At 58.2% G+C, this 20,742-nt stretch carries 16 protein-coding genes; 2 read left to right on the plus strand and 14 right to left on the minus strand.

All coding sequences use genetic code 11. The features are described from left to right. Window positions 1-241: 241 nt before the first annotated feature. Entirely contained in the window at window positions 242-2,083 is a 1,842-nt protein-coding gene (locus tag QBL02_RS01235; RefSeq protein WP_282724530.1) for a sigma-70 family RNA polymerase sigma factor, read from the plus strand. A 137-nt stretch (window positions 2,084-2,220) separates the two neighbouring features. On the opposite strand, the gene QBL02_RS01240 is transcribed toward QBL02_RS01235, so the two are convergent. The 5 genes from QBL02_RS01240 to QBL02_RS01260 form a co-directional block, all read right to left on the minus strand. After that, window positions 2,221-4,170 (minus strand): hypothetical protein, encoded by a 1,950-nt coding sequence (locus tag QBL02_RS01240; protein ID WP_282724531.1) that lies wholly within the window; start codon window positions 4,168-4,170, stop codon window positions 2,221-2,223. 204 nt (window positions 4,171-4,374) lie between these two features. Beyond that, window positions 4,375-5,754 (minus strand): NAD(P)/FAD-dependent oxidoreductase, encoded by a 1,380-nt coding sequence (locus tag QBL02_RS01245; RefSeq protein ID WP_282724532.1) that lies wholly within the window; start codon window positions 5,752-5,754, stop codon window positions 4,375-4,377. Between the two features lie 350 nt (window positions 5,755-6,104). Then, the gene (locus QBL02_RS01250) at window positions 6,105-7,691 is read right to left on the minus strand and encodes an AMP-binding protein (RefSeq protein ID WP_282724533.1); all 1,587 of its coding nucleotides are present in this window, start codon (window positions 7,689-7,691) and stop codon (window positions 6,105-6,107) included. 70 nt (window positions 7,692-7,761) lie between these two features. Next, entirely contained in the window at window positions 7,762-9,183 is a 1,422-nt protein-coding gene (locus tag QBL02_RS01255) for an APC family permease (RefSeq protein WP_282724534.1), read from the minus strand. Continuing rightward, window positions 9,180-10,574 carry an amidase gene (locus tag QBL02_RS01260; RefSeq protein WP_282724535.1) on the minus strand — a complete coding sequence of 465 codons (1,395 nt, stop codon included), beginning with the start codon at window positions 10,572-10,574 and terminating at the stop codon, window positions 9,180-9,182. The genes QBL02_RS01255 and QBL02_RS01260 overlap by 4 nt, the downstream gene beginning before the upstream one ends. A 64-nt stretch (window positions 10,575-10,638) precedes the next feature. Between QBL02_RS01260 and QBL02_RS01265 the strand changes: the two genes are divergently transcribed. Beyond that, on the plus strand, window positions 10,639-11,277 hold the full coding sequence (locus QBL02_RS01265; RefSeq protein WP_282724536.1) for a TetR/AcrR family transcriptional regulator: 639 nt from the start codon (window positions 10,639-10,641) through the stop codon (window positions 11,275-11,277). A gap of 10 nt (window positions 11,278-11,287) precedes the next feature. Here the strand turns inward: QBL02_RS01265 and QBL02_RS01270 are convergent, their stop codons facing one another. The 9 genes from QBL02_RS01270 to QBL02_RS01310 all read right to left on the minus strand — a co-directional run bounded on the left by QBL02_RS01270 (window position 11,288) and on the right by QBL02_RS01310 (window position 20,714). Continuing rightward, on the minus strand, window positions 11,288-11,971 hold the full coding sequence (locus QBL02_RS01270) for an FMN-binding negative transcriptional regulator (RefSeq protein ID WP_282724537.1): 684 nt from the start codon (window positions 11,969-11,971) through the stop codon (window positions 11,288-11,290). A gap of 205 nt (window positions 11,972-12,176) precedes the next feature. Further along, complete coding sequence (locus QBL02_RS01275; RefSeq protein ID WP_282724538.1) at window positions 12,177-13,088, minus strand: MurR/RpiR family transcriptional regulator; 912 nt, start codon at window positions 13,086-13,088, stop codon at window positions 12,177-12,179. Then, window positions 13,081-13,944 (minus strand): hypothetical protein, encoded by an 864-nt coding sequence (locus QBL02_RS01280; protein WP_282724539.1) that lies wholly within the window; start codon window positions 13,942-13,944, stop codon window positions 13,081-13,083. Before QBL02_RS01280 ends, QBL02_RS01275 begins: the two co-directional genes overlap by 8 nt. An 84-nt stretch (window positions 13,945-14,028) precedes the next feature. Beyond that, the gene (locus tag QBL02_RS01285) at window positions 14,029-15,129 is read right to left on the minus strand and encodes a C45 family peptidase (RefSeq protein ID WP_282724540.1); all 1,101 of its coding nucleotides are present in this window, start codon (window positions 15,127-15,129) and stop codon (window positions 14,029-14,031) included. Beyond that, the gene (locus QBL02_RS01290; RefSeq protein ID WP_282724541.1) at window positions 15,126-16,130 is read right to left on the minus strand and encodes an ABC transporter ATP-binding protein; all 1,005 of its coding nucleotides are present in this window, start codon (window positions 16,128-16,130) and stop codon (window positions 15,126-15,128) included. The genes QBL02_RS01285 and QBL02_RS01290 overlap by 4 nt, the downstream gene beginning before the upstream one ends. Continuing rightward, window positions 16,127-17,131: an ABC transporter ATP-binding protein gene (locus QBL02_RS01295; RefSeq protein WP_282724542.1), complete on the minus strand. Its 1,005-nt coding sequence runs from the start codon at window positions 17,129-17,131 to the stop codon at window positions 16,127-16,129. Before QBL02_RS01295 ends, QBL02_RS01290 begins: the two co-directional genes overlap by 4 nt. Continuing rightward, a complete protein-coding gene (locus tag QBL02_RS01300) occupies window positions 17,131-18,036 on the minus strand; it encodes an ABC transporter permease (RefSeq protein WP_282724543.1) in 906 nt (301 codons plus the stop codon). Before QBL02_RS01300 ends, QBL02_RS01295 begins: the two co-directional genes overlap by 1 nt. Continuing rightward, window positions 18,029-18,997, minus strand: a complete 969-nt coding sequence (locus tag QBL02_RS01305) for an ABC transporter permease (protein WP_282724544.1) — start codon at window positions 18,995-18,997, stop codon at window positions 18,029-18,031. Before QBL02_RS01305 ends, QBL02_RS01300 begins: the two co-directional genes overlap by 8 nt. After that, on the minus strand, window positions 18,990-20,714 hold the full coding sequence (locus QBL02_RS01310; protein ID WP_282724545.1) for a peptide ABC transporter substrate-binding protein: 1,725 nt from the start codon (window positions 20,712-20,714) through the stop codon (window positions 18,990-18,992). Before QBL02_RS01310 ends, QBL02_RS01305 begins: the two co-directional genes overlap by 8 nt. Window positions 20,715-20,742: the final 28 nt, after the last annotated feature.

The raw sequence follows: 20,742 nt of genomic DNA on the forward strand, positions 1-20,742 counted from the left end.
GAAGAGAGTGCGGAACTCCGAGAAGTGACGCAAGAAGTCTCGACTGAGGCATTTTTTTCTGAGCAAAGAACGCTGTGCTATTGAGTCAAGATTGCTTCAAAAGTGACGCAGCTTTTGAAAACTTTTTTGAAAACTTTTTTAAAACCTTTTGTCGCGAAAACGGGTGTATGCTCCCTCTAGATCCCAGTGTTTTGGGGAAAACACGCCACGGGAGAAATTCAGAGCTCAAAGGGGACCTGCTTTGGATGATTCTTCGATCAACCGAGCACAAGACACAAGCGATCGCACACTTCTCGGACAACTTCGCGAGGGCGACTCAACCGCCTACACCGAACTTTGGAGAAGGCATGTGGCGGCAGCGCTGACGCTTGCACGTCGGATCGCGCCGACTCACGCCGAAGACTTAGTCTCTGACTCTTTTCTTGCTGTCTATCACCAGGTAACTGTTGCTGGCGGAGGGCCAGACGCCTCGTTCCGCGCGTATCTTTTTACCGTGATGCGCAACACTGCAATGCGGTGGCAGCGCGAATCCGAACGGCTGCTCCCCGTCGAAGTCGACAATATTGATGAGTTCTCCTCACAAAACGATGAAGACGCACTCGACCTCCTCACCCGTGAGACCACCTCAGCAGAGTTGCTTGCAGCGATGAACTCACTGCCCGAGCGCTGGCAGCGGGTGCTGTGGCTGACCGAGGTAGAAGAAGCCAGCCGCGGCCAGATTGCTCAAGAACTCGGCATCGGCACCAACGCGGTTTCTCAATTGCACAGGCGCGCTCGCAGCGGGCTGCGAATGAACTGGCTTGATCAACAAATTCCGGCTTCCCTCCGTGACGATAATGTGCACGTCGCAAGCCTCTTGCCCAGGTTGATCGTTGATGGCAGAGCAAACGGAATCAGCAAAAAGGTCAACGCACATTTGCGTGCGTGTAAACAGTGTGCAGACGTCAACTTCGAGCTCCGCAACTCCTACGCACACCTGCGAAAAGTCACCCTTTCGTTGGCTGGTTTCGCCGCACTCGCGGGCACAGTCCCAGCGATGGCACCCCTTGCTACGGTGGGGACCGCGGCCGGTATCGCTTCGGTGAGTGTGATCGGCGCAGCAATCGTTGCGAGTGTCGGCCTGGTCTTTGCCAGTGGTGCGGTGCCGCTCGATCTGGGCCCGAACTCCCCCGGCAATGGAGCAACACCGTCTGACACGTCTTCCGGTCAACATGGCACGGCGGATCGCGAAAACGGTGCCACTTCAAACGGCTCAGGCGAGAAGAACTCGGAATCTACTTCTCAAAAACCTACCGACCCCGCAACCGCTTTGGGTCGCAAGAACGGTGATCAGTCAATCACCTCGGTTGCCTTTCTTGAGAACAACTATGTACCGCCCCCGCGCACCCCGAGGCACCTCCCTGGGGGTGGCTCGCCAATGCCCAGCGGCAGCGAGGTAGCGCCGAAGATTCAACTCACGTCACAGCCTATTGCCCGAAACTATGTCGCACCGACCATTTCTGGCACGAGCAGCCCAGGGGCCGAAGTTCTTGTCGAAGTGACCAGGCCTTCTCTCTACGAGGGTCAAACAAACGCCCCAGAGGTTTTTGCAGCGACCACACAAGCGAGTGGCGCGTGGCAGTTCCGTTTTCAAGATCTTCTCTTTGAGACCCCCGGTGTCTACAACTATCGAGTGTGGGCCCATACTGAGCAGGGCGATTCGGCCCCGCAACTTTCGACGTTCACGCTCGCATCTCCTGAAGTGAGCGGCCTTGAGTTTTCGGCGCCCTACGATCCAATTCCAATTGATGAGGCCAGCTCGAGTGGCGTGGTGTTTCAGGTGAAGGGGCCAGCTTTCGGCACCGTATGCCTCGACTCTGCATACACCGGGCAGGTTGCGCACATTGGTCTCGATCAAAACGGCCAGGCGATCCAGCGTCTTCGCATACCCGGAGCTGGCAGCTATTTTCTCGTTTTCCGGGTCTGCGAGGGCGACTATCGAAGCCCCGGTTTTGAAGTGTTTGTTGATGTAGAAGACCCCAACGGCCCAATCTTTGGGAACTATGGCCCGGGCTCGGCACTGCTTGAGGTTTCCAACGCCTAAGCCGCTTTAGTGCCGCGGCGTTCGCCGTTTCATCTGTTGAGCGGGTCGGCGCGCTTGTGAAGTGATGCCGAAACAGTTGTGGCCCCGAAACAAGTTCCGGGGCCACAACTGCGAGCAGCTATCTTGCTTGGCTCAGACTACGCGCGAGCTCGATTTCGGCGAATCGTTGCCGCTGCGAGCGGTGCACCGATCGCGACGAGCAGCGCAGCCGCTGCGGCCAGTCCCATCGGGGTTGCCGAGCCGGTGTTTGAGAGCACGGCAGGCTTCACTGTGGTGATCTCAACCGCTGACTTTTCGCTGTCCACGTCCATACCGCCGCGGGTCGCCGCAGATGCGGTTGCGGTGTTGGTGAGTGGTGTTCCGGTGAGGTCTCCAGCAACTGCCGTGTACTCAGCAGTGCAGGTCACCGAGTCACCCGGCTGCACAATCTCATCCGGGCAGACGGCAGCAGAGAGCTTGCCCTTGCCGCTGAAGCTCTGCTCAGCAATCGAAATGTCTCGCAACTCGATGTTGCCTGTGTTTGTCACCAGGAACGAGTACTTCACGACCTGACCAACATGCGTGACAGTCTTGGTGTCTGCGGTCTTCAGCAGGCCGAGCGACGGAGCCGCTGGTGCCACAATCGCGTCTGCCTCGTGTGAGCCGTTGCGGTCTGCAGTGCTTACGGTGTTCGTGACTGGGTCGGTGCCTCGAACAACGGTGTCGTACACAACAGTGACGCTCTGGCCAACCGCGAGACCGCGAGGTCGTTCGATTGGGTTGTCATTCGCATCTGAGATCTCGACCGTGTCGAACACTTCGATGCCTGCTGCCGCGATGGTTCCACCGATTGCAGGGACCGTGGTGTCCAGGCCATCTACTGAGACCACCTTGCCGCCAACGGCGAGGTCGTCAACGAGAGTTACGGTATCGCCAATTGCCATTGCGTCGGCTCCGCTATTGGTGACGGTTACTGCGTAACGCACGGTGTCGCCGTCTTCGAAGACAGGTGTGCTGCGCACAAGTTCGCCGTCTTCATCGACTGCACCGACCACGCTCTTGGTGATTTCGAGGTTGTAATCGCACATGACCCACTCAAACGAAATGTACGCGGCGTGGGCTTTGCCGTCTTCGTCACGGTTCTTCGCGATTGAGAAGGTGTCCTGGTCGATCGAGCTTGAAACGAAGCTGGATCCGCCACCGCCGCCGCCACCAACGAAGTATTGCGCAGCACCACCAACGGCACCATCGGTCGAAGCACCGCCGCCGCCACCGAAGTAGCCTGCGCCGCCACCGCCACCGGTGTCTGGGCTGTTGTCGTTGCCGCCGTTGCCACCGGCAAAGTCAGTTCCCTTGAAACCGTTCCAGTTCCATAGCGCAACATCTGGGTCGGTGTTGCTGCGAGGGTTTGTGCCGCCAGCGCCGCCTTCGTCGCTGCCGCCGATGCCGCCACCTGGGAAGGTCGCCGGATCAGTGTTCCAGCCCGTGTCAAAACCGGTGGCGCCATCGCCACCGGGGAATACGAGGCCGTCGGCCACGCTGATCGCTGGGTAAACGCCCGCTCCGCCGTCACCGCCGGCTCCGCCGTCAGAAGTGTGTCCACCACCGGTGCCACCTCCGCCAGCAGCGAGCAGTAGGCGTTCGCCGTTGACGCTGATTGACGAGTAGCCGCCACCGCCGCCACCGTTGTGTCCGCCGGTGCCACCGTTGCCGCCTGGTCCTGGGTGTCCACCAACGCCGCTATTGGTGCCTGCGAATCCAACGGTTCCGTGAATCAGACTGCCAGCGCCGAGCTGCAGTTTGGCGCTGAGTGTGCCACCGGCGCCGTTTGCACCGCGAAGCTCACCCGGATCTTCCGGGTCTGGTTCAGCATCACCGTCTGAAATTGCGAGGCCTCCGGGGGCGCCAGCAACCCAGACGTTGACTGCACAGACACCGTCCGGAACCACTTGGGTAAATGAACCGCCGCTGGTGATCAGGGTGGTGTCTGCGTCTTGAGCTGGTGCTGCCTGCGCAATCCCCGGCAGTGCAATTGGCAGGAGCAGGGCGAGCGCAGCACCTCCAACGATGAGCGGCCGCCTCGCCGCTTTGAGAGCTGGTGTAGTCACTCTGTTTTCCTTCCATCGCGCCCGACCCCAATGCGAGGCAAGACAGTTGTCGATATCTAAGGAAGTAGTGACTGTTTGAGGCTGTGGGCCGCGCCAAAGCGACGCGTACCCACAGCGACTCAAGCCGCCCACTGCTCCCTCATCTAGATGAGAGTGCAGCTTGAGCGAAAGGTGACGCAGAAATCTTCCGCGTCTTATTCAGAGTTAGCGCGAAGCAACCGAGCGTGAGTCTTCGATGTCTTCATCGAGGTATCGCTCAAGGCTGTCGTCAAGCTCCTGCATCCATGAGGTGTGGTGCTGTACAGCCATAGTGCCGGTCATTACCGACTCGTAGCAGCGATCGCGGTAACCCATGATGTCTTTTTTCTTGTCGTTTTTCCACTGCACAAAGGTCTGCACAACGCGGTCGACATCGAATTCTGGATAGTCGGTCTGTTGTAGCAGATCAAGCACGTAGTCGCCCTGGAAGCGAATCTCTGCTTCAGCGGTTTCGAGCGCCAGAAAACGCTCACGCCACTGCTGCATCGATGCCGCACGTGCATCAGCGTTGGGCAGCGCGATCTGTCCGAGAATCATGTCGCGTACGTACCAAGCTTGCACGTCGAACATGTTGAACGTGAACCACTGATCCTGCGCGCCAACATAGAAGAGTGCCGGGTTCCGCTCCCAGACGACACCGCGGTAGAGGCCCTCCGGGTAGACGTTGTTTGGACCGTCGAGTGCGAGCTCGTCTGGCAAGAAGGGGTACTTGTGCTGATATCCCGTGCACAGGATCACGGCATCAAACTCTTTTGAAGTGCCGTCGGCGAATACTGCTGTGTTGCCTGAGAAGTGATCAACGAGCGGTCGCTCTTCAAAGCCTTCTGGCCACTCGTACCCCATTGGCGATGTTCGGTAGCTTGCCGTGACGGAAGCAGCGCCCATCTTAAATGCCTGGCTGCCGATGTCTTCGGCTGAATAGCTTGAGCCGATCACGAGCAAGTGACGACCGTCGAGTGCTTCGGCACCCCTAAAGTCGTGCGCGTGCCGTACGCTGCCTGGGAAGGTTTCGATTCCCGAAATTTCTGGGGTGTTCGGGTATGAGAAGTGCCCGCTAGCGATCACGACGTGATCAAATGTTTCACTGCGCGTCTGCGCTGACGGCAGGTGTTCGCTCATCACTGTGAACAGTGACGTTTTTTCGTCGAAGGTCACCATTCGAACTACTGTTTCAAATCGCACGTACTTGCGTACGTCGCTGCGCTCGAGCCGACCGGCAATGTAATCCCACAGCACGGAACGTGGTGGGTATGACGAGATTGGCCTTCCGAAGTGCTCATCGAATGAGTAATCGGCGAATTCGAGGCCTTCCTTTGGGCCGTTTGACCAGAGGTTTCGGTACATGCTCGAGTGCACCGGTTCACCATATTCATCAAGGCCAGTGCGCCAGGTGTAGTTCCACTGGCCTCCCCAATCGGACTGCTTTTCAAAGCAGACGATTTCAGGAACATCGGCACCATTTTGCTCTGCTGCTTCGAAGGCACGAAGCTGGGCCATACCGCTTGGGCCGGCACCGATGATTGCTACTCTCTTTTGACTGTTCACGTATCATCCTTCACTCTAGACATCTCTTCGCAAGTCACTCACTTGGGCAGGTTTGACTGCTCCTCGACTGCGCGAGCACAAGACGAACGGTGTGATGAGACTCGCTCGTCTACGAGGTCGCCGTGAGGGAGCAGCGCTCCAAACCAGAGGCGTGAGTAACCTTCCTACCGTATCAGGCTCGCTTTTTTAGATAGTTCCGACGAGGGATCGCGTGGCCGCTTCGGGTCTTGCCTGCGCCGGCTTCGCCGCTGATCCTGCGTCGAAAACAAAAGAGCCCCGTTGCCCTACCTGGTCGGTAGTGGCAACGGGGCTCACGCAGGTCACACCTTTACGCGATGCGACCCGCTTTGTTACAAGGCAGCCGCCGCTGCCTCGCGCGCTCGCAGATCACGTCGCATGATCTTGCCTGAGCTTGATTTGGGGATGGCGTCAACGAATTCGACTCTGCGCACCTTTTTATAGGGTGCAACGTTTTCGGCAACAAATGTCATCACAGATTCGGCGTCGAGGCCGCTATCGGGTGCGGCGACCACGAATGCCTTCGGCACTTCTTCGCCAGATTCTTTGTCTTGCACGCCGATGCAGGCAACATCCATCACCTTTGGGTGCGAAAGCAAAAGTGCTTCGAGCTCTGCCGGGGCGATCTGGTAGCCCTTGTACTTGATGAGTTCTTTCACACGGTCAACGATTGAGAACGAGCCGTTGGCGTGATGCACTGCCACATCGCCGGTGTGCAAAAAGCCGTCGGCATCGAGTGTCTCAGCTGTTGCATCCGGCCTGCCGAGATACCCGGTCATAACGTTCGGACCGCGCACCCAGAGCTCGCCTGGTCGCTCGTCTTCCATGAATTCCTCACCGGTTTCAACGTCAACCAGCTTGGCGTCTTGATTCGGCACGAGCACACCGATCGAACTCACCGAGATATCGCTGCGATCATCGGGAATCGCGTGGGCGACCGGGCTCAGCTCGGTCATACCGTAGCCCTGCAGCATTCGTGCGTGAATTCTGCGTGATGCGGCCTCACCTGTTTCGCCATCGAGCGGAGCGGCGCCAGAGAAGAGAGTGTGCACACTCGAAATATCAAAGTCATCAACGACTGGGTGCTTTGCAAGAGCAACCGCAATCGGTGGTGCCACAAAGAGGAAGGTGCATCGGTGGTCCTGTACCGCGGTCAGGAAGGCCACCAGGTCGAACTTTGGCATGGTGACGAGTGTCGCCCGGTTGCGCAGGGCGAGGTTCAGCAGCACCGTCATCCCGTAGATGTGGAAAAACGGCAATACCGCGAGCACCCGGTCTTCAGGCTGCACTTTCACGACGGGAACACTCTGCAGCACATTCGCCACCAGATTTCGGTGGGTCAGCATCACGCCTTTTGGTACCCCTGTGGTGCCTGACGAGTATGGCAGCACAGCGAGATGGGTCGCTGGATCGAAGGATACTTCTGGCGCTGTCTCCCCTGCGGTCAAGAAGTCACGCAGTGACGGATGCCCGTCGGCCCCGTCGAGCACGATCAGTCGCTCATCAGGAATGCCGACCGCGGCAGCCGCCGCCTTCGCCTGCGGCAACAGTGGCGACACGGTGATGAGCCACTCGGCCCCGGCATCGCTCAGTTGTTTCTCAATTTCGCCTGGCGTGTAGAGCGAATTCAGGGTAGTCACGACGGCGCCAATCCTCAGCACTCCGTGAAACACCGTCGCAAACGCTGGCACATTCGGGCAAAGCAATCCGATGACGGTGCCGACTCCGGCTCCGCGTGCGGCAAGGGCGCCAGCGAATGCCTCAATTTGACCGGCAAGTTGCCCATAACTGGTGGCAGCCCCGCTGACGGAGTCGATCAGCGCAGGGCGGTCCATGTCTTCCGGCGCAATCGAGGAGAACAGGAATTCGGTGACAGAAACATTTGGAATGTCTACGTCTGGATAGGGGCTTCGGTACATACAACTACCTCCTTCGGCAAGACGGTCTTCGTCGACCGCCTGAGTTAACAGACTATGTGAGAGCGTCCGGCTAGTGGGAGCCCGGCACTCGATTCAATTCAGTATTTTCAGATACTGCGGCACTCGCGGCTTCGGCCGCACCGATGTCCAGGCGTGGCACCGGTCGTCTAAATCCTCGCGTCAGTATGGCCAGCATGAGTACGCCGAGGGCGATCCACGCAGTGCCGATGCCGATGGCGAGCGGGCTCAGACTTATGAGGAGAAAAATATCTACCGCGCAGGCGAGAACTGGCAGCACGATCCAACCGATAATCGCGCCGGGTGTGCGCTGCCGATTCGGGTTTTTCCGCCACAGCACAATCACGCAGACGTTCGCCGTTGCGAAGGCAAGGAACGCGCCAAAGTTGATGAGTGAAGTGGCGTCTCCCATGGTGAGCAGCTGTCCGGCCACGCCAATAGCGGCGATGATCAGCAGACTCACTACCGGGGTGCGGAACTTTTGAGAGAGGCGACCAAATATGCGCTTTGGCAGCACTCCGTCTCGACCCATCACGAAAAGCAGGCGGCTACCGCTGGCCTGAACCGCGAAGCAGGACGCCAGAGTACCGATCAATATGGCTGCGTTCACGATGCCAGCAAACACTGGGCCGCCAATTGCTCCAAGCACTTCAAATCCAGCAGTGTCGGCTGATTCGAAGTCCAATCCCGGGTGTGCCCACTGCATCACAAATGCGACCAAGACGAATATTCCGCCACCGATCAACACGACCGAGACAATCGCCCGGGGAACGTTTCGTTTGGCGTCTTTCACTTCTTCGGTGAGGGTCGTTACCGCGTCGAATCCGAGGAACGAATAGGCGGCAACCGCAGCACCGGCTACGACGGCGGGCAGTGCGAGTTCCGCTGGGAACACTGCGGGGCCAACGGGGTGCCCCTGTTTTGCAGCGAACACGGTGCCAAAGATCACCACTGCGACTACTGCCGCGCCCACAATCACTAGGAGCACTCTGTTCAGGCGATCGGCAAACTTTACGCCCACAATGTTTACCGCAGTGGTGATTACGATGAAGCCGATTCCCCAGGCCCAGGAGGGCAAGAACGGGAATTGTGCTGATACGTACAACCCCATGATGAGCCAGGCCACCATTGGCAGGAACAGGTAGTCGAGCAGAATCACCCACCCAGCAAGAAAGCCGGTGTGTGAGCCGAGTGTGCCGCGAGCATAGGTGTAGATCGAACCTGAGCTTGGGTATGCTTTGGCAAGTTTTCCGTAGCTCATGGCGCTGAGGAGCATCGCAAGGGTTGCGACGAGGTAGGCCAGCACGGTCGCCCCGTTCGCGAGGGTAGCGATGACTCCGAAGGTGGCAATAACAATTGCTGGCGCCATATATGAGACACCGAAAATGATGAGCCCCGAAAGCGAAAGCTGTGGAACTAGTCGGGCTGTGCCCGGTGCGACTGAGCGTTGCTCGGCCGTGGCTTGTGCATTCATCGTGCTGGCCACCAATCTTGTGAGGTCCACAGCGACAGTTCGGCTTCCACTGCCGCGCCAATGCGGAAAACTGTTTCGTCATCGTACGGGCGCGCAACGATTTGCACGCCCGTTGGCACCCCGTTGGGGGCGCGACCCGAAGGCACTGAGAGCACGGGAACTCGGCCGGCAATGTTGAACGGGGTCGTCATCATCGCATCGAGCATGTGCTCGGTGTCGGTGCAGGGGTCGTCTGCCGCAAAACCGGTGTTGGCAAGTGTTGGGCAAACGAGTGCGTCATATTGCTCAAAGATTTGACCGAGTGGCAAGTAAAACTCGTGCTCGGCGATGAGGCCTTCGAGGTAGCTAAGTTTTGCGCTCGCGGTGCGCTCTGCAAAAGCTCGCGTGTACGGCATCAGCTGCGAGAGCCGATCAGGATCACCATCAACCAGTAGATCGACCGAAGCGCCCATGATTGCGTTGAAGTGGGCCATCAGAATGTTTGTGATTTGCTCGGGTGTCCACGGCAAGAGCACTTCGTCGACGATCGCGCCTGCCGCGCGCAGCGCATCGGCAAAGGCGAGAGTGTTCGCCACGATGGCTGGATCAGGATTGAATGCGCCCAGGTTGAGGCTGAGTGCGATTCGTGTGCCTGCGAGGTTTTCGGCTACCGGCGCAAGCACCGGGTTTTCGCGTAGCGACGCTGGATCGCCCGGCCACTGCCCCACTAATACGTTTTGCAGCGCAGCGACATCGGCGACTGTTCGCCCCATTGGGCCGTCTGCGCAGTAGCTATCCGAGTTGAACGGCGCGATGCCGGGTACTCGTGCATAGGGCGGCTTGTAACCGACTGTTCCGCAAAAAGCCGAGGGCATTCGAATTGAACCGGCGATATCTGATCCGGTTGCCAGCACTGTGGTTCCTGCCGCGAGTGCTGCTCCGGAGCCGCCGGAGGATCCACCGGGAGAAATCTCAAGGTTGTGCGGGTTTCTGGTGACTCCCCAGATCTTGCTGTGGGTCACTGCCGCTGCGCAGAATTCTGGTGTTGTGGTTCTCGCGTGGATCACCGCGCCTGCGGCGCGCACCCGTTCGACTACTGGGTGATCAAATTCGGCAACCTCGCCTTTGCACAGCAGGGAGCCGTCTTGTTGCAACAGTCCGCGCACTGGCTGTTCGTCTTTGAGTGCGAGCGGAATTCCTTCGAGTGGGCGTTGGGTTCCTTCGCGAAATCGTCGCTCTGATTCGCGGGCTGCACGGTAGGCGTCTTCTCGATGTTCTTCCGTGAAGGCGTTGATCTGTGACTCGGCTTCATCTGCGCGCGCAATGACTGCGTCGAGCAGTTCGACAGGTGAGAGTTCGCCACTCTTGAAGCGTGTTGTCGCTTCGGTGGCGCTGATGAATGGGCTGGTCATGTGCATCCCTTCTGGAAGGCACCATTGCCTTTCCGTACACTGTACGAGCAAGTACACTGCAAGAATGACTCCACGTCAAGACCCGAATTTGCAGACCTCGCGACAGAGCGTTGCCCTGTCGCGAGCAATCATCACCGATGCCGCAATTCGGTACATCGAAGAGCACAGCCTCGAGAAACTCTCCATGCGAAACCTTGCGACGAGCATCGGCTGTGGCACGATGAGCCTCTATTCGCACGTGAAAAATCGAGAAGACCTCAGCAACTCCATCGTGTCCGAATTGATCGCACGCAGCAGACTGCCCGAGGTGACAAGAAAGAGCTTTGATTCCTGGCAGAATCTTGCACGCGAACTTTGTGACGCCTACCGCGACCTCGCGTTCAGCTACCCGCGCTCACACGAACTCCTCGGCCTGGCTCCCTACGAGGAGGAGCCCGTGGTTACTCACATCAAGAGCCTGCTTGGTGCACTTGAGCGCACCGGCCTCACCCCCGACCAAGCCACAGAGGTTTTTGCGGCTCTCGACGCTTACCTCACCGGCTATTTCGCAGTGAGCGTGCGCTCGGCCATTGGGAACAGCCAGCCGGCGACCGAATTCGAGCGCGCACTGCAGCGGCTGCGAGCTCCCGAGAACTTCGAGCGCGGCCTAGAGGTGTTTATTCGCGGTTTCGAATTCGAACTCGGTGAGATTCGGCCAGCCTAGGCTGCTGCATTTACTCCTCCGTGAGCGGCCCCAACCATTCCCCCGGATCGGTGCTTGGCGCACCGCTTCGACCTACCACTTCGGCCGTCCGCATATCTTCCGCCACTTCGCGCGCACCGGAGTGCGGGCAAGCGCTAAGGTGAGCCTCGACAGCGTCAACATCGGCCTGTAGCTTGTCCTGGCTCAGCTTGCGGCCAGCCGAAACATCGATTGTGTCTATCCGAAACGCAATCACTCCACGCGCGAGCGAACGCAGATCGGCAACGCTCATGCTCGACGTCGACCACCCGGATCCCATGACTCCCGCTTCGTTGTGCTGCACGGTGCGTTCAAGCACCCCAGCAATATCGCTCTCCGGCAAACGACGATAGCGACCCCTCACATGCACAGCCGTGTAGTTCCAGGTGGGCACGTCTGGCTCTGCCTGATACACGCCGGGCGTGATGTACGAGTGCGCTCCGGAGAAAATCACAATAACTTCCGCGCCGTCCTGCAAGCTCGCGAGCCACTCGTTTCGAATCGCGCCGTGCCCTTCAAGAACCCGCACGCCATTTTCCTGAACAAATTGAAACGGCAGGTGCGCAGCCCCTAGACCGGTATGGCCCGCGCCAACGATCACTCCGAACGGGTGCGCCGCCACTAGGCCACTCACGAACTTGTCGTCGTGTTCTTGAAATTCCACCGGCTGATACATATTTTCCCCTTTCACCATCGGAAGGCACACGTACAGTGTACGGCAATGATTATCGTGCACTGTCTCGGCCCCGAGAGGGAGTTCTACCTTCGGCAAGAAATTCTCACCAGGAATATCCCACCGAGGGCAGATCACTCACGATGGGCCGGGTGATCTAACACCAAAGACCCACAAAAAGCCCAAAGCGACTCACAAACAAACAGCGCTAGCGGTACCTCAGCAAACCGCCAACCCTGCTGTCAATGAGCCGTCGTGTCTCATTTAGTTGACGCGAGGAAGCAGTTGCACGAGTACGGTCCTGCGCCCCAACACCAAGCAACACCGCGTCCATGACCAAAAGCGGCACCAGCACCTCCCCGGTCAGCCCGCTCGGTGAAGCCGCAAGATCAAGTATCACCGCCATACGATTGCGCACCTCGGGAGGCAAGCCTGAAGTCACCAACAACACGGGCACGCTCAGCCGCTCGGCGCAATCAAGAATGACTTCGATCTCACGAAACAATCGCCCTGGGCAAAAAATTACGACGCAATCGCCTTTGCGCAATTGCATCAGATCGTCGGCAATATCAAATCCCATGCCGCCAATCTGCCTCGTCACGAGGCCCAGCCTCGAAAGCTTTTTAGCGGCATACTCTGCAACCGTGCTTGATACACCGGTGCCAAAAGTAAACACACAATTGGCCTGCTCAAGATAGTTCACAAAATGATCAAGCGTTTCGGCCGGCACAGAAGTCAGCGTCGATTCAATCCGCTCAATCGCGTCCATGCTCACCTGAGCCAGCAGGTCACGTTCAGCTTCTTGCTGGGCTGCCTGCAAGCGCCACTCAAGGCGCGCAGCAGGGTGCGTCTTGGTGGTGACGGTGCGACCAATACTCTGCTTCAAATCACCAAGACCTGAGTAACCCAGCGACCTCGCAGTGCGCACAACCGTTGCATCACTGGTGCGAGCCTGCTTCGCAATTCTCTGGGCGCTTTGGTACAGCACATGCTCGGGGTTGTCCGCAATATATCGAGCGACTCTGGCCTCTGCCGGACTCAATTCTGCCTCGCGCGCGGCGATCCGCTCAGTCAAACTCACATCATCTGTGGCATCAAAGCCTGCCTGTGCATCAGTCATGAGTTCCTTCCGTGCCCCGGTAACGCGCAAGTGCGCGGCCGAAGAAATCAGTGACCGCCGGGACCATCTCATAAGCATTATGACCGACGCCTGGCACAATCGCCTGTTCACTCGCGATGCCATGCTCGGCAAAGTCAGCCATGAGCGCACGCATCTTTTGTTGCCGATTGCTGCTCTCATCGTTTACACCGGGCAGGTAAAACGGCGAACCCTGAGGTACCGAAATTTCCCAGGTCTCGGTATCAAGGCCACCGATCAGCATTTGCACTGCTACCTCACGCATGGCGTCGAGTTGGATCGCCCGGCCAAACACCTCTTCAAGGTTGCTGGTGCCTGTCGGCCACTCCCTCTGCTGATCGACAAGGGTGACAACACCCGGTGCACCAATCGAGATGGCGTGAAGCCGTTCGGGGTGAAGGTAGTAGAAGCGGTGGGTGAAGTGACCGCCACCAGAAAAACCTCCGAGCATGAAGCGATCAGTGTTGATTCGATACAGTTCGTTCACTTCTTCGATCATGCTAAGCAGCACCTCGTCGTAGCGCACTCCGTGAAAGTCAATGTATTTGTACCCGTCGAGTTCGCCCCGTTCACCAATCCCTACCGGAAACAGTGGCGCAAGCACCATGCAGCGGTGCTCATTTGCAAACGCGGTGAATAGGTCGCGATACGCGACTGGGTTGCGTTCTGTGCCGTGCACGAGCACAAGCAGATCGAGCACTTCGGTGCCGTCTTCCTCGTAGCCTTCAGGCACTGCGAGGCAGTAGGAAAAACGTTGGTCAAATTGGCTCGCGAAAAACGGGGTCTGCCCGAAGTGGTAGTAGCTGAGGGTGTGGCCGTGGCCGGGGGTGGTACGCATGTGTTGACTCCTGGGTCTGTGCTGGCGCTAAGGGAAGAGAGAGAAATGGAGCAGTTTTTGGCGGGTGTCCGCGCAAAGGTGCGACTAGAGCATTCGCATCGGCAATTCGGCGCCCTCGAATCCAACGGGGCGATACGGGTTCGAAGATGGTGGACCAGCACTCACCCAGAGCAGTGCTGCTTCTGGCTGCGCGATCACCCCGCACACGGTCATGTACTCGCCAAATTCATGGCTGTCGCCGGCTTCCACCGAGATTGCATTGAGCGGGTCGTGTCGATCGCGCATGACTTCCACGAGTCGTTCAAGTGACACCGGTGCGGTGCCAGGGCCAGCGAGTTCGGTCATTCGCTGATACCGAATCTCTGAGTTCATCAGGCGATCACCGTCAGATTTTTCAGCGTCTTGCAATTCGCTCGCAAGATAGTGATTCGAATGGAACAAACGCCCTTCAATAGGCTCAAGCCTCGTCATCCGGTCGGGAGTGTTTTCAAGGTCGATGGCCCTGCCGCCGCCCTGTAGCAACAAATTCCGCGATGATGCCCGCTCTAGATGCTCGACGACATCGATTGCCGCAGCGAGATTCGTTTGCTGCAACGCGAGCCTCGTAAAAAGGTAGCGAGGATAGCCGGTGCGCCAACCGTCGCAGGTGAGGAAGTTGGCAAAGGCAGACAACCCAAGTTCATTGATACCTATGTACGAGATCTGCCCGGCAGGCACCACCATCAAGATGGCAGGCACCCCAATCTGTCGGAACTCTGCAACGATCAACAAATCGCCATACATTGCTGGCAGATCAGCATTCTGTCCGGTGAGGGTGCCGCCATCGGTGGTGGCCGATGCCTCGAATGCAAAGGTGGTGCACTCATTCGAAGCCTCAAGATCGCCGATGAGGTCGGCATAAATCTCGGCCCGCAATTGCAATAGATAGGCTTCGCCGAGACTCAGTCCCGCCCCTCCGGCAAGCCCGATGAGTTCCTCATCGAAGTCTGGCGAGACCGCTCGAACGGCTTCGCGATATTCAAGCGAGCGTTCTGCTGCGAGCGCAGGTGAAATACCGGCAGCTTCAAATCGTTCCCGCAATCGGCCGATGTGCTCATGAATCAGTTCACGGCACGCGGTGCCGTACTGCTCACCAATTTCTCTTGGCGAGCCGGCAAAAGTGTGGCGCGGAAGTTGGTCGGTCATGAGTTCTCCTGAACGGTTAAAAGGTTGTGACAAGCTACTGAGACGGTCGCAGTGCCTGTGCTGCTTGGCATCAGCTCCGGTTGTTCGCTACTGCAGCGCTCGGTCGCGAAGGCGCACCGCGTGCGAAAACGACAGCCACTCGGCGGTGTCACTGGACTTGGGATTTCGCCAGCAAGCATGATTCGGTCGTGCACGGAATCAATATCCGGGTCCGGCACCGGTATCGCAGAGCGAAGCGCCCTGGTATAGGGGTGTTGTGGGCGCTGAATGACTTCTTCGGCAGGACCAATCTCAACGATCTGACCGAGATACATCACGGCAATTCGATCGCTGACGTGTCTCGCAACCGAAAGATCGTGTGTAATGAAGACGTAGCTCAGGCCGAGTTCACGCTGCAGATCTGTGAGCAAATTAATAATCTGCGCCTGTACAGAGACGTCAAGCGAGGCAATCGACTCGTCAAGCACCAAAAACTCTGGGTCACAGGCCAGGGCACGGGCGATTCCCACTCGCTGCCGTTGACCGCCAGAGAGTTCGAACGGGAGCCGATCAGCGAGCGCTGGTTGTAAACGCACCAGTTTCAGCAGTTCAGCTACCCGCCCGGCAATCTCACGATGTGGCAGGCTCCGGTGTACTTTCAGCGGCTCGGCAATGGAGGCACCAATGCTTACTCTGGGGTTGAGCGAGGTTTGCGGGTTTTGAAACACCAACTGGGCTCGTCTGCGCTCCGCTGGGCTCGGTTGGCGCATTGGATCGGCATCGCCGATTTGCACGACACCGCTGCTCGGCTCCTCGAGCCTCACGAGCATGCGGCCAAGTGTTGATTTTCCTGATCCGCTCTCACCAACTAGACCAAGTGTTTCTCCACGATGCACCTCTAGGCTGACGTCGGAAACCGCATGCACTTTCGCCACGGTTCGCCTCAGCAGCCCGCCCTTGATCGGGTACTCTTTTGCGGCATTGCTGACGCGCACAAGTACCTCGTTGTGTTGAATACTCATGACGGCTCCTGTGCTACTGACTCGGAGGAAACCAACCCGCGAAGCGGATGCACGCAGGCTGTCTGATGGGCGGGGCCTATGCTCACGATTGGTGGCAGGGCTTCTCTGCACCGTCGCGATGCCATTGGGCAGCGGTCTGCAAACTGGCAGAGCGGCTCTGACACGGTCACGGTCGGCAAACCGCCGGGAATCGGTTCGAGTCGCATGCTTGGTCGATCAATTCTGGGGAGCGACGCGATCAGGCCCGCGGTATAGTGGTGAGCCGGGCGCAGTAAGACCTCGCGAACCGGGCCTTCTTCCACCAGACGTCCCGCATACATCACGGCGATCCGGTCAACGAGCCGGGCGATCACGCTCAGGTCGTGTGTAATCCAGATCACGGCCATGTTGAGTTCTTTGCGGAGCCCCATCACGAGGTCAACAATCTGCGCCTGTACCGTCACGTCGAGCGCCGTTGTCGGCTCGTCGGCGATCAGCAACTCTGGGTCACCAACCAAGGCAAGCGCAATCATGATTCGCTGCAATTGACCACCCGAGAACTGGTGCGGGTACGAACTCAGCCGCTCACTCGGATTGGAGATTCCTACCCGTTCGAGCATGTGTACCGTGCGGGCCTCGATGGTTTGTCGATTGCGCTCACCATGCGCGCGCAATACCAATCGAAACTGGCGGCCGATGGTGAGCGTTGGATTCAACGCTGTCATTGCATCTTGATAGATCATCGCGATTCGGTCGCCCCGGATGCGTTGACTGCCCGCGTCATTTCCAAGCAATTCGATGCCGTCGAAAGTAGCTGATCCGCCGAGCTGCACCCCGTTTTTGGGGAGCAGGCCCATCAAAGCGAGCGACGAAACTGATTTCCCCGATCCGCTCTCGCCAACAATTGCGAGTGCCTCTCCACGAGCGAGGCTGAATGAAACGCTGTCGACAGCGATGAGCGGTCGGTCTTCTGCGTGAAACTCGACGCCGAGTTCGCGCACGTTCAGCAAGGGAGTTGCCATTAGCTTCTCCTCCTTCGAGGGTCGAGGGCATCTGAGAGGCCGTCACCGACGTAGTTCACTGCGAGAGCGACCAAAAAGATCATGAGTCCAGGGAAGAACCCACGCCACCAGTGGCCCTGTGTGAGCACCGATTTCACTGATTGGTGGAGCAGTGCACCCCAGGTTGATTCGGGCGGCTGGAACCCCATGCCCAGAAACGAGAGCGCCGATTCCGCCAGAATCGCCGCTGCAATACCGAGAGTTGCGGTGACCACAATGGGGGTGATCGCACCGGGCAGCACGTGCACCGTCGCGAGTCTCAAATCGCGTGCGCCAAGGCCGCGTGCTGCCGTAACAAACTCTTGCTGTTTTTCAGCCAGGCATGCTGCTCTGACCAAGCGGGCGGTGTTCATCCAGCTAAACAAAGCGATCGAAATCACAATCGGCCAGAAATGCGGCCCTACCAGGGTGACCAGCAAGATCACCACGAAGAGGGCGGGAAGCGAATAGAACACGTCCACGATTCTCATCAGAATGTTGTCTACGACTCCACCGCAGTATCCGGCGATGGCGCCGACGGTGACTCCGAGCAGCAACGAGGAAAGTACTGCTGCGACGGCCACCGAAAGGGTGAGGCGTCCGCCTGTCAGAATCCGTGAAAGCTGATCACGGCCGAGCTCGTCCGTGCCCATCCAGTGCAGCAGTGACGGGGCCTGGTTTTTCGCCGTAAGATCCACCGTTTCTGGCGGGAACGGGGTGAGTAGCGGACCGATCACAACCGCAGCCACAATCACTAGCAGCGTGATTGCTCCGGCGACTGCGAGCCGGTGCCGCATGAAGCGCCGCAGGAATCCTGCGGGTCGAGAAGTGCGCGGCCGGATACGCGCAACGGCTGCGCCGACGGCGCCTGTTGTCGGGCTAGGCATAGCTGATCCTCGGGTCAAGTCGCGCATACACAAGATCGGCGACGATGTTGGCAATCACGACAAGCAGGGCGGCGATCATGAGGAGGCCGAGTAGCACCGGGTAGTCCCGCTCATTGGCCGATTCGATGAACAAGCGCCCCATCCCTGGGAGGCCAAAAATGGTTTCGGTGATTACCGCGCCGAGGAAGATTTCTGGAATGCTCAGCAGCACCACTGTGGTCACCGGAATCGCCGCGTTTTTCATCGCGTGTCCAATGATCACCGTGCGCTCTCCCAGGCCAGAACCGCGAGCAGTGCGGATGTAGTCTTGCGCGAGCACGTCAAGCATCGCCGAGCGCACATAGCGGGTGAGGGTGGCAACAGAAACGAGGCTGAGCACCATCACCGGCAAGATCAGGTGTTCTAGGCGATCAATGAACCCTGCGAACCCGGTCGGGTTCGCCCGAAGATCTTGAAGGCCGGAAGCGGGCAACCAGCCGAGCTGAAACGAGAAAACGTAGACCAGCATCAGCGCAAACCAGAAGCTCGGGGTGGCTAGGCCGATAAACGAGAAACCTGTGGTGGTGTAGTCGAACACTGATTGCCGGTGTACCGCTGCAACCGCACCTATGACAAGTGAGAGCACTGTCGAGAACAGAAACGCGAGGCCAGATACCGTGAGCGTCACGCTGACCCGCTGACCGATGACGTCGAGCACGGGTTGACCAGTCTTGAACGAAGTGCCCCAGTCTCCCGTCAGAACTCCCCCAGCCCATCGCAGGTACTGCACAGGCATTGGGTCGTTGAGACCGTATTGTTCACGTATCTTTTCCATTTGCGCAGCGGCCGCCGGGTTGGAACCACCCTCGCCAAGCGAGAGTGGTCCACCCGGTGTCATCTGCAACAGCGCGAACACAATAATGCTGATCGCGAGTAGCAGCGGCAACGCTTGCAGAAGTCTGCGAGCGAGATAACTAGCCATTATTGGCTCCCGCGACCTCCCAGTGTGCAACGCTCTCGGGAGTCCAAGCGCTGTACCAAGAGTCGGTTGAAACACCGGTAATTCGCGAGTTCCAGGCCATACCGTTGATCCCCGCGTACAGCGGAAGCGCCACCCTGTCTTCGGTAAAGACGGTATTGATCTGGCCGAGCAGTTCGTTGCGGGCTGCCGGGTCCATTTCTTGCGCGGCTGCTTGTGCGAGCGCATCGTATTCTGGGTTGCTCCACCACGATGCTGAAATGCCTGCTGGGTTACTCTCGCTTGGAATTGAGGCAGTGGTGAATTGTGAAATCCAGGTCGCGGGATCGGGCAGGTAGCCGTCGCGAGTCATCGACATGTCGAAGTTTCCGCTCGCCAGCAGACCACCCTGCTCGCGTGAATCGAAGAGTCGGTTTGATGGCACGTTTTCGATCTTGATTTCAATACCGATGTCGGCCATGTTTTGCTGAATGAGCTGCTGGTAAAGCTCACGTACCTGATCCCCCGCGATTGTCTGGAACTTCAGGCTTGCGCGGACGCCATCCTTTTCGCGAATACCGTCTGCACCCGGTGTCCAACCTGCTGCATCGAGGGCTTTTTCGGCGGCTTTTGGATCGTAGGCTGCGGGTTGTGACTCTACCGAGCCAACGCCTGCGTAGAGGAAACTGCCGGTGAGCGAACCGAAGCCACCGAGCACATCGTCGATGATTGCTTGCCGATCAATACCGCGGTCGATGGCCTCACGAATTGCGGGGTCGCCGAGCACTGGGTGTGGTTTCGAAAGATCTCCGTTGTCGCTGTGATTGAGCCAGAGCCATTCGACGTACCAGGGCTTGTCACTGATACTTGTCACGATGGGAGCACCGTCAGCTTCTTGTTTTGTCAGATTTTCAAAGTCTGCTCCGGTGAAAAAGAACACAGAATCGTATTCTCCACCGGCGAATGCTGTCATCGTGGATTCACGATCGGGTGTGATTTTGATCGTTACGCCGTCGAGTTTTGGGAGTTCTGGATCGACCCAGTAGTTGTCGTTTCGGCTGAGCGTTATGGCGTCGCCGGCTTTCCAGTCTTCGAGCACGAATGGTCCGGTGCCAAGCGGCAGGCGCACCTGAGGGTTGCTCTGTTCAATCTGCGCTGAATCAAATTTGTGCTTGGGAAGCACTACTTGGAACAGGTTCAAGAATGAGGGAACCGGTTGGCTGAACGTCACCTCAAGTGTTTTGGAGTCAATCACCTTGGTCGAGGAAATTGCAGCGTATTCGGGGTCGGCAATAATCACCGAAGTTGGGTCTTGAATGGCTTCAACGGTGAAGGCGAGGTCTTCAGCGGTGAATGGTTCGCCGTCAGACCAGGCCGCGTTTTCTTTGATGGTGAAGGTGACGACTGTACCGCCTTCGGTGATCTGTCCGTTTTCAAGGGTGGGGATGCTGTCGGCGAGCCACGGGGTGTACTCACCGGCATCGGAAATGAGAAACATCGGTTCTTGCACGAATGCACGAATCAGCTCTGATCCGCTTTGCGCGGAGAAGAGGTGGTTCAGCACGCCCGGTTCCTGTACCAAAGCGATCAGGGCGCGGTCGCCGCCTGCGGTTGAGTCGCCGTTTGAGTTGCCTGGCGAGCATGCGACGAGGCCGATTCCGAGTGTTGCAGCTGCGATGGCTGCTGCGGCGCGTAGGCCGCGGCTACGTCGTGGGGTCAGTGAATTGCGTCTGGAGTTCATCGTTGAATCCTTGCTTCAAAGCTTGGCC

Source organism: Leucobacter sp. UT-8R-CII-1-4, from assembly GCF_030010235.1.
Classification (GTDB): Bacteria; Actinomycetota; Actinomycetes; order Actinomycetales; family Microbacteriaceae; genus Leucobacter.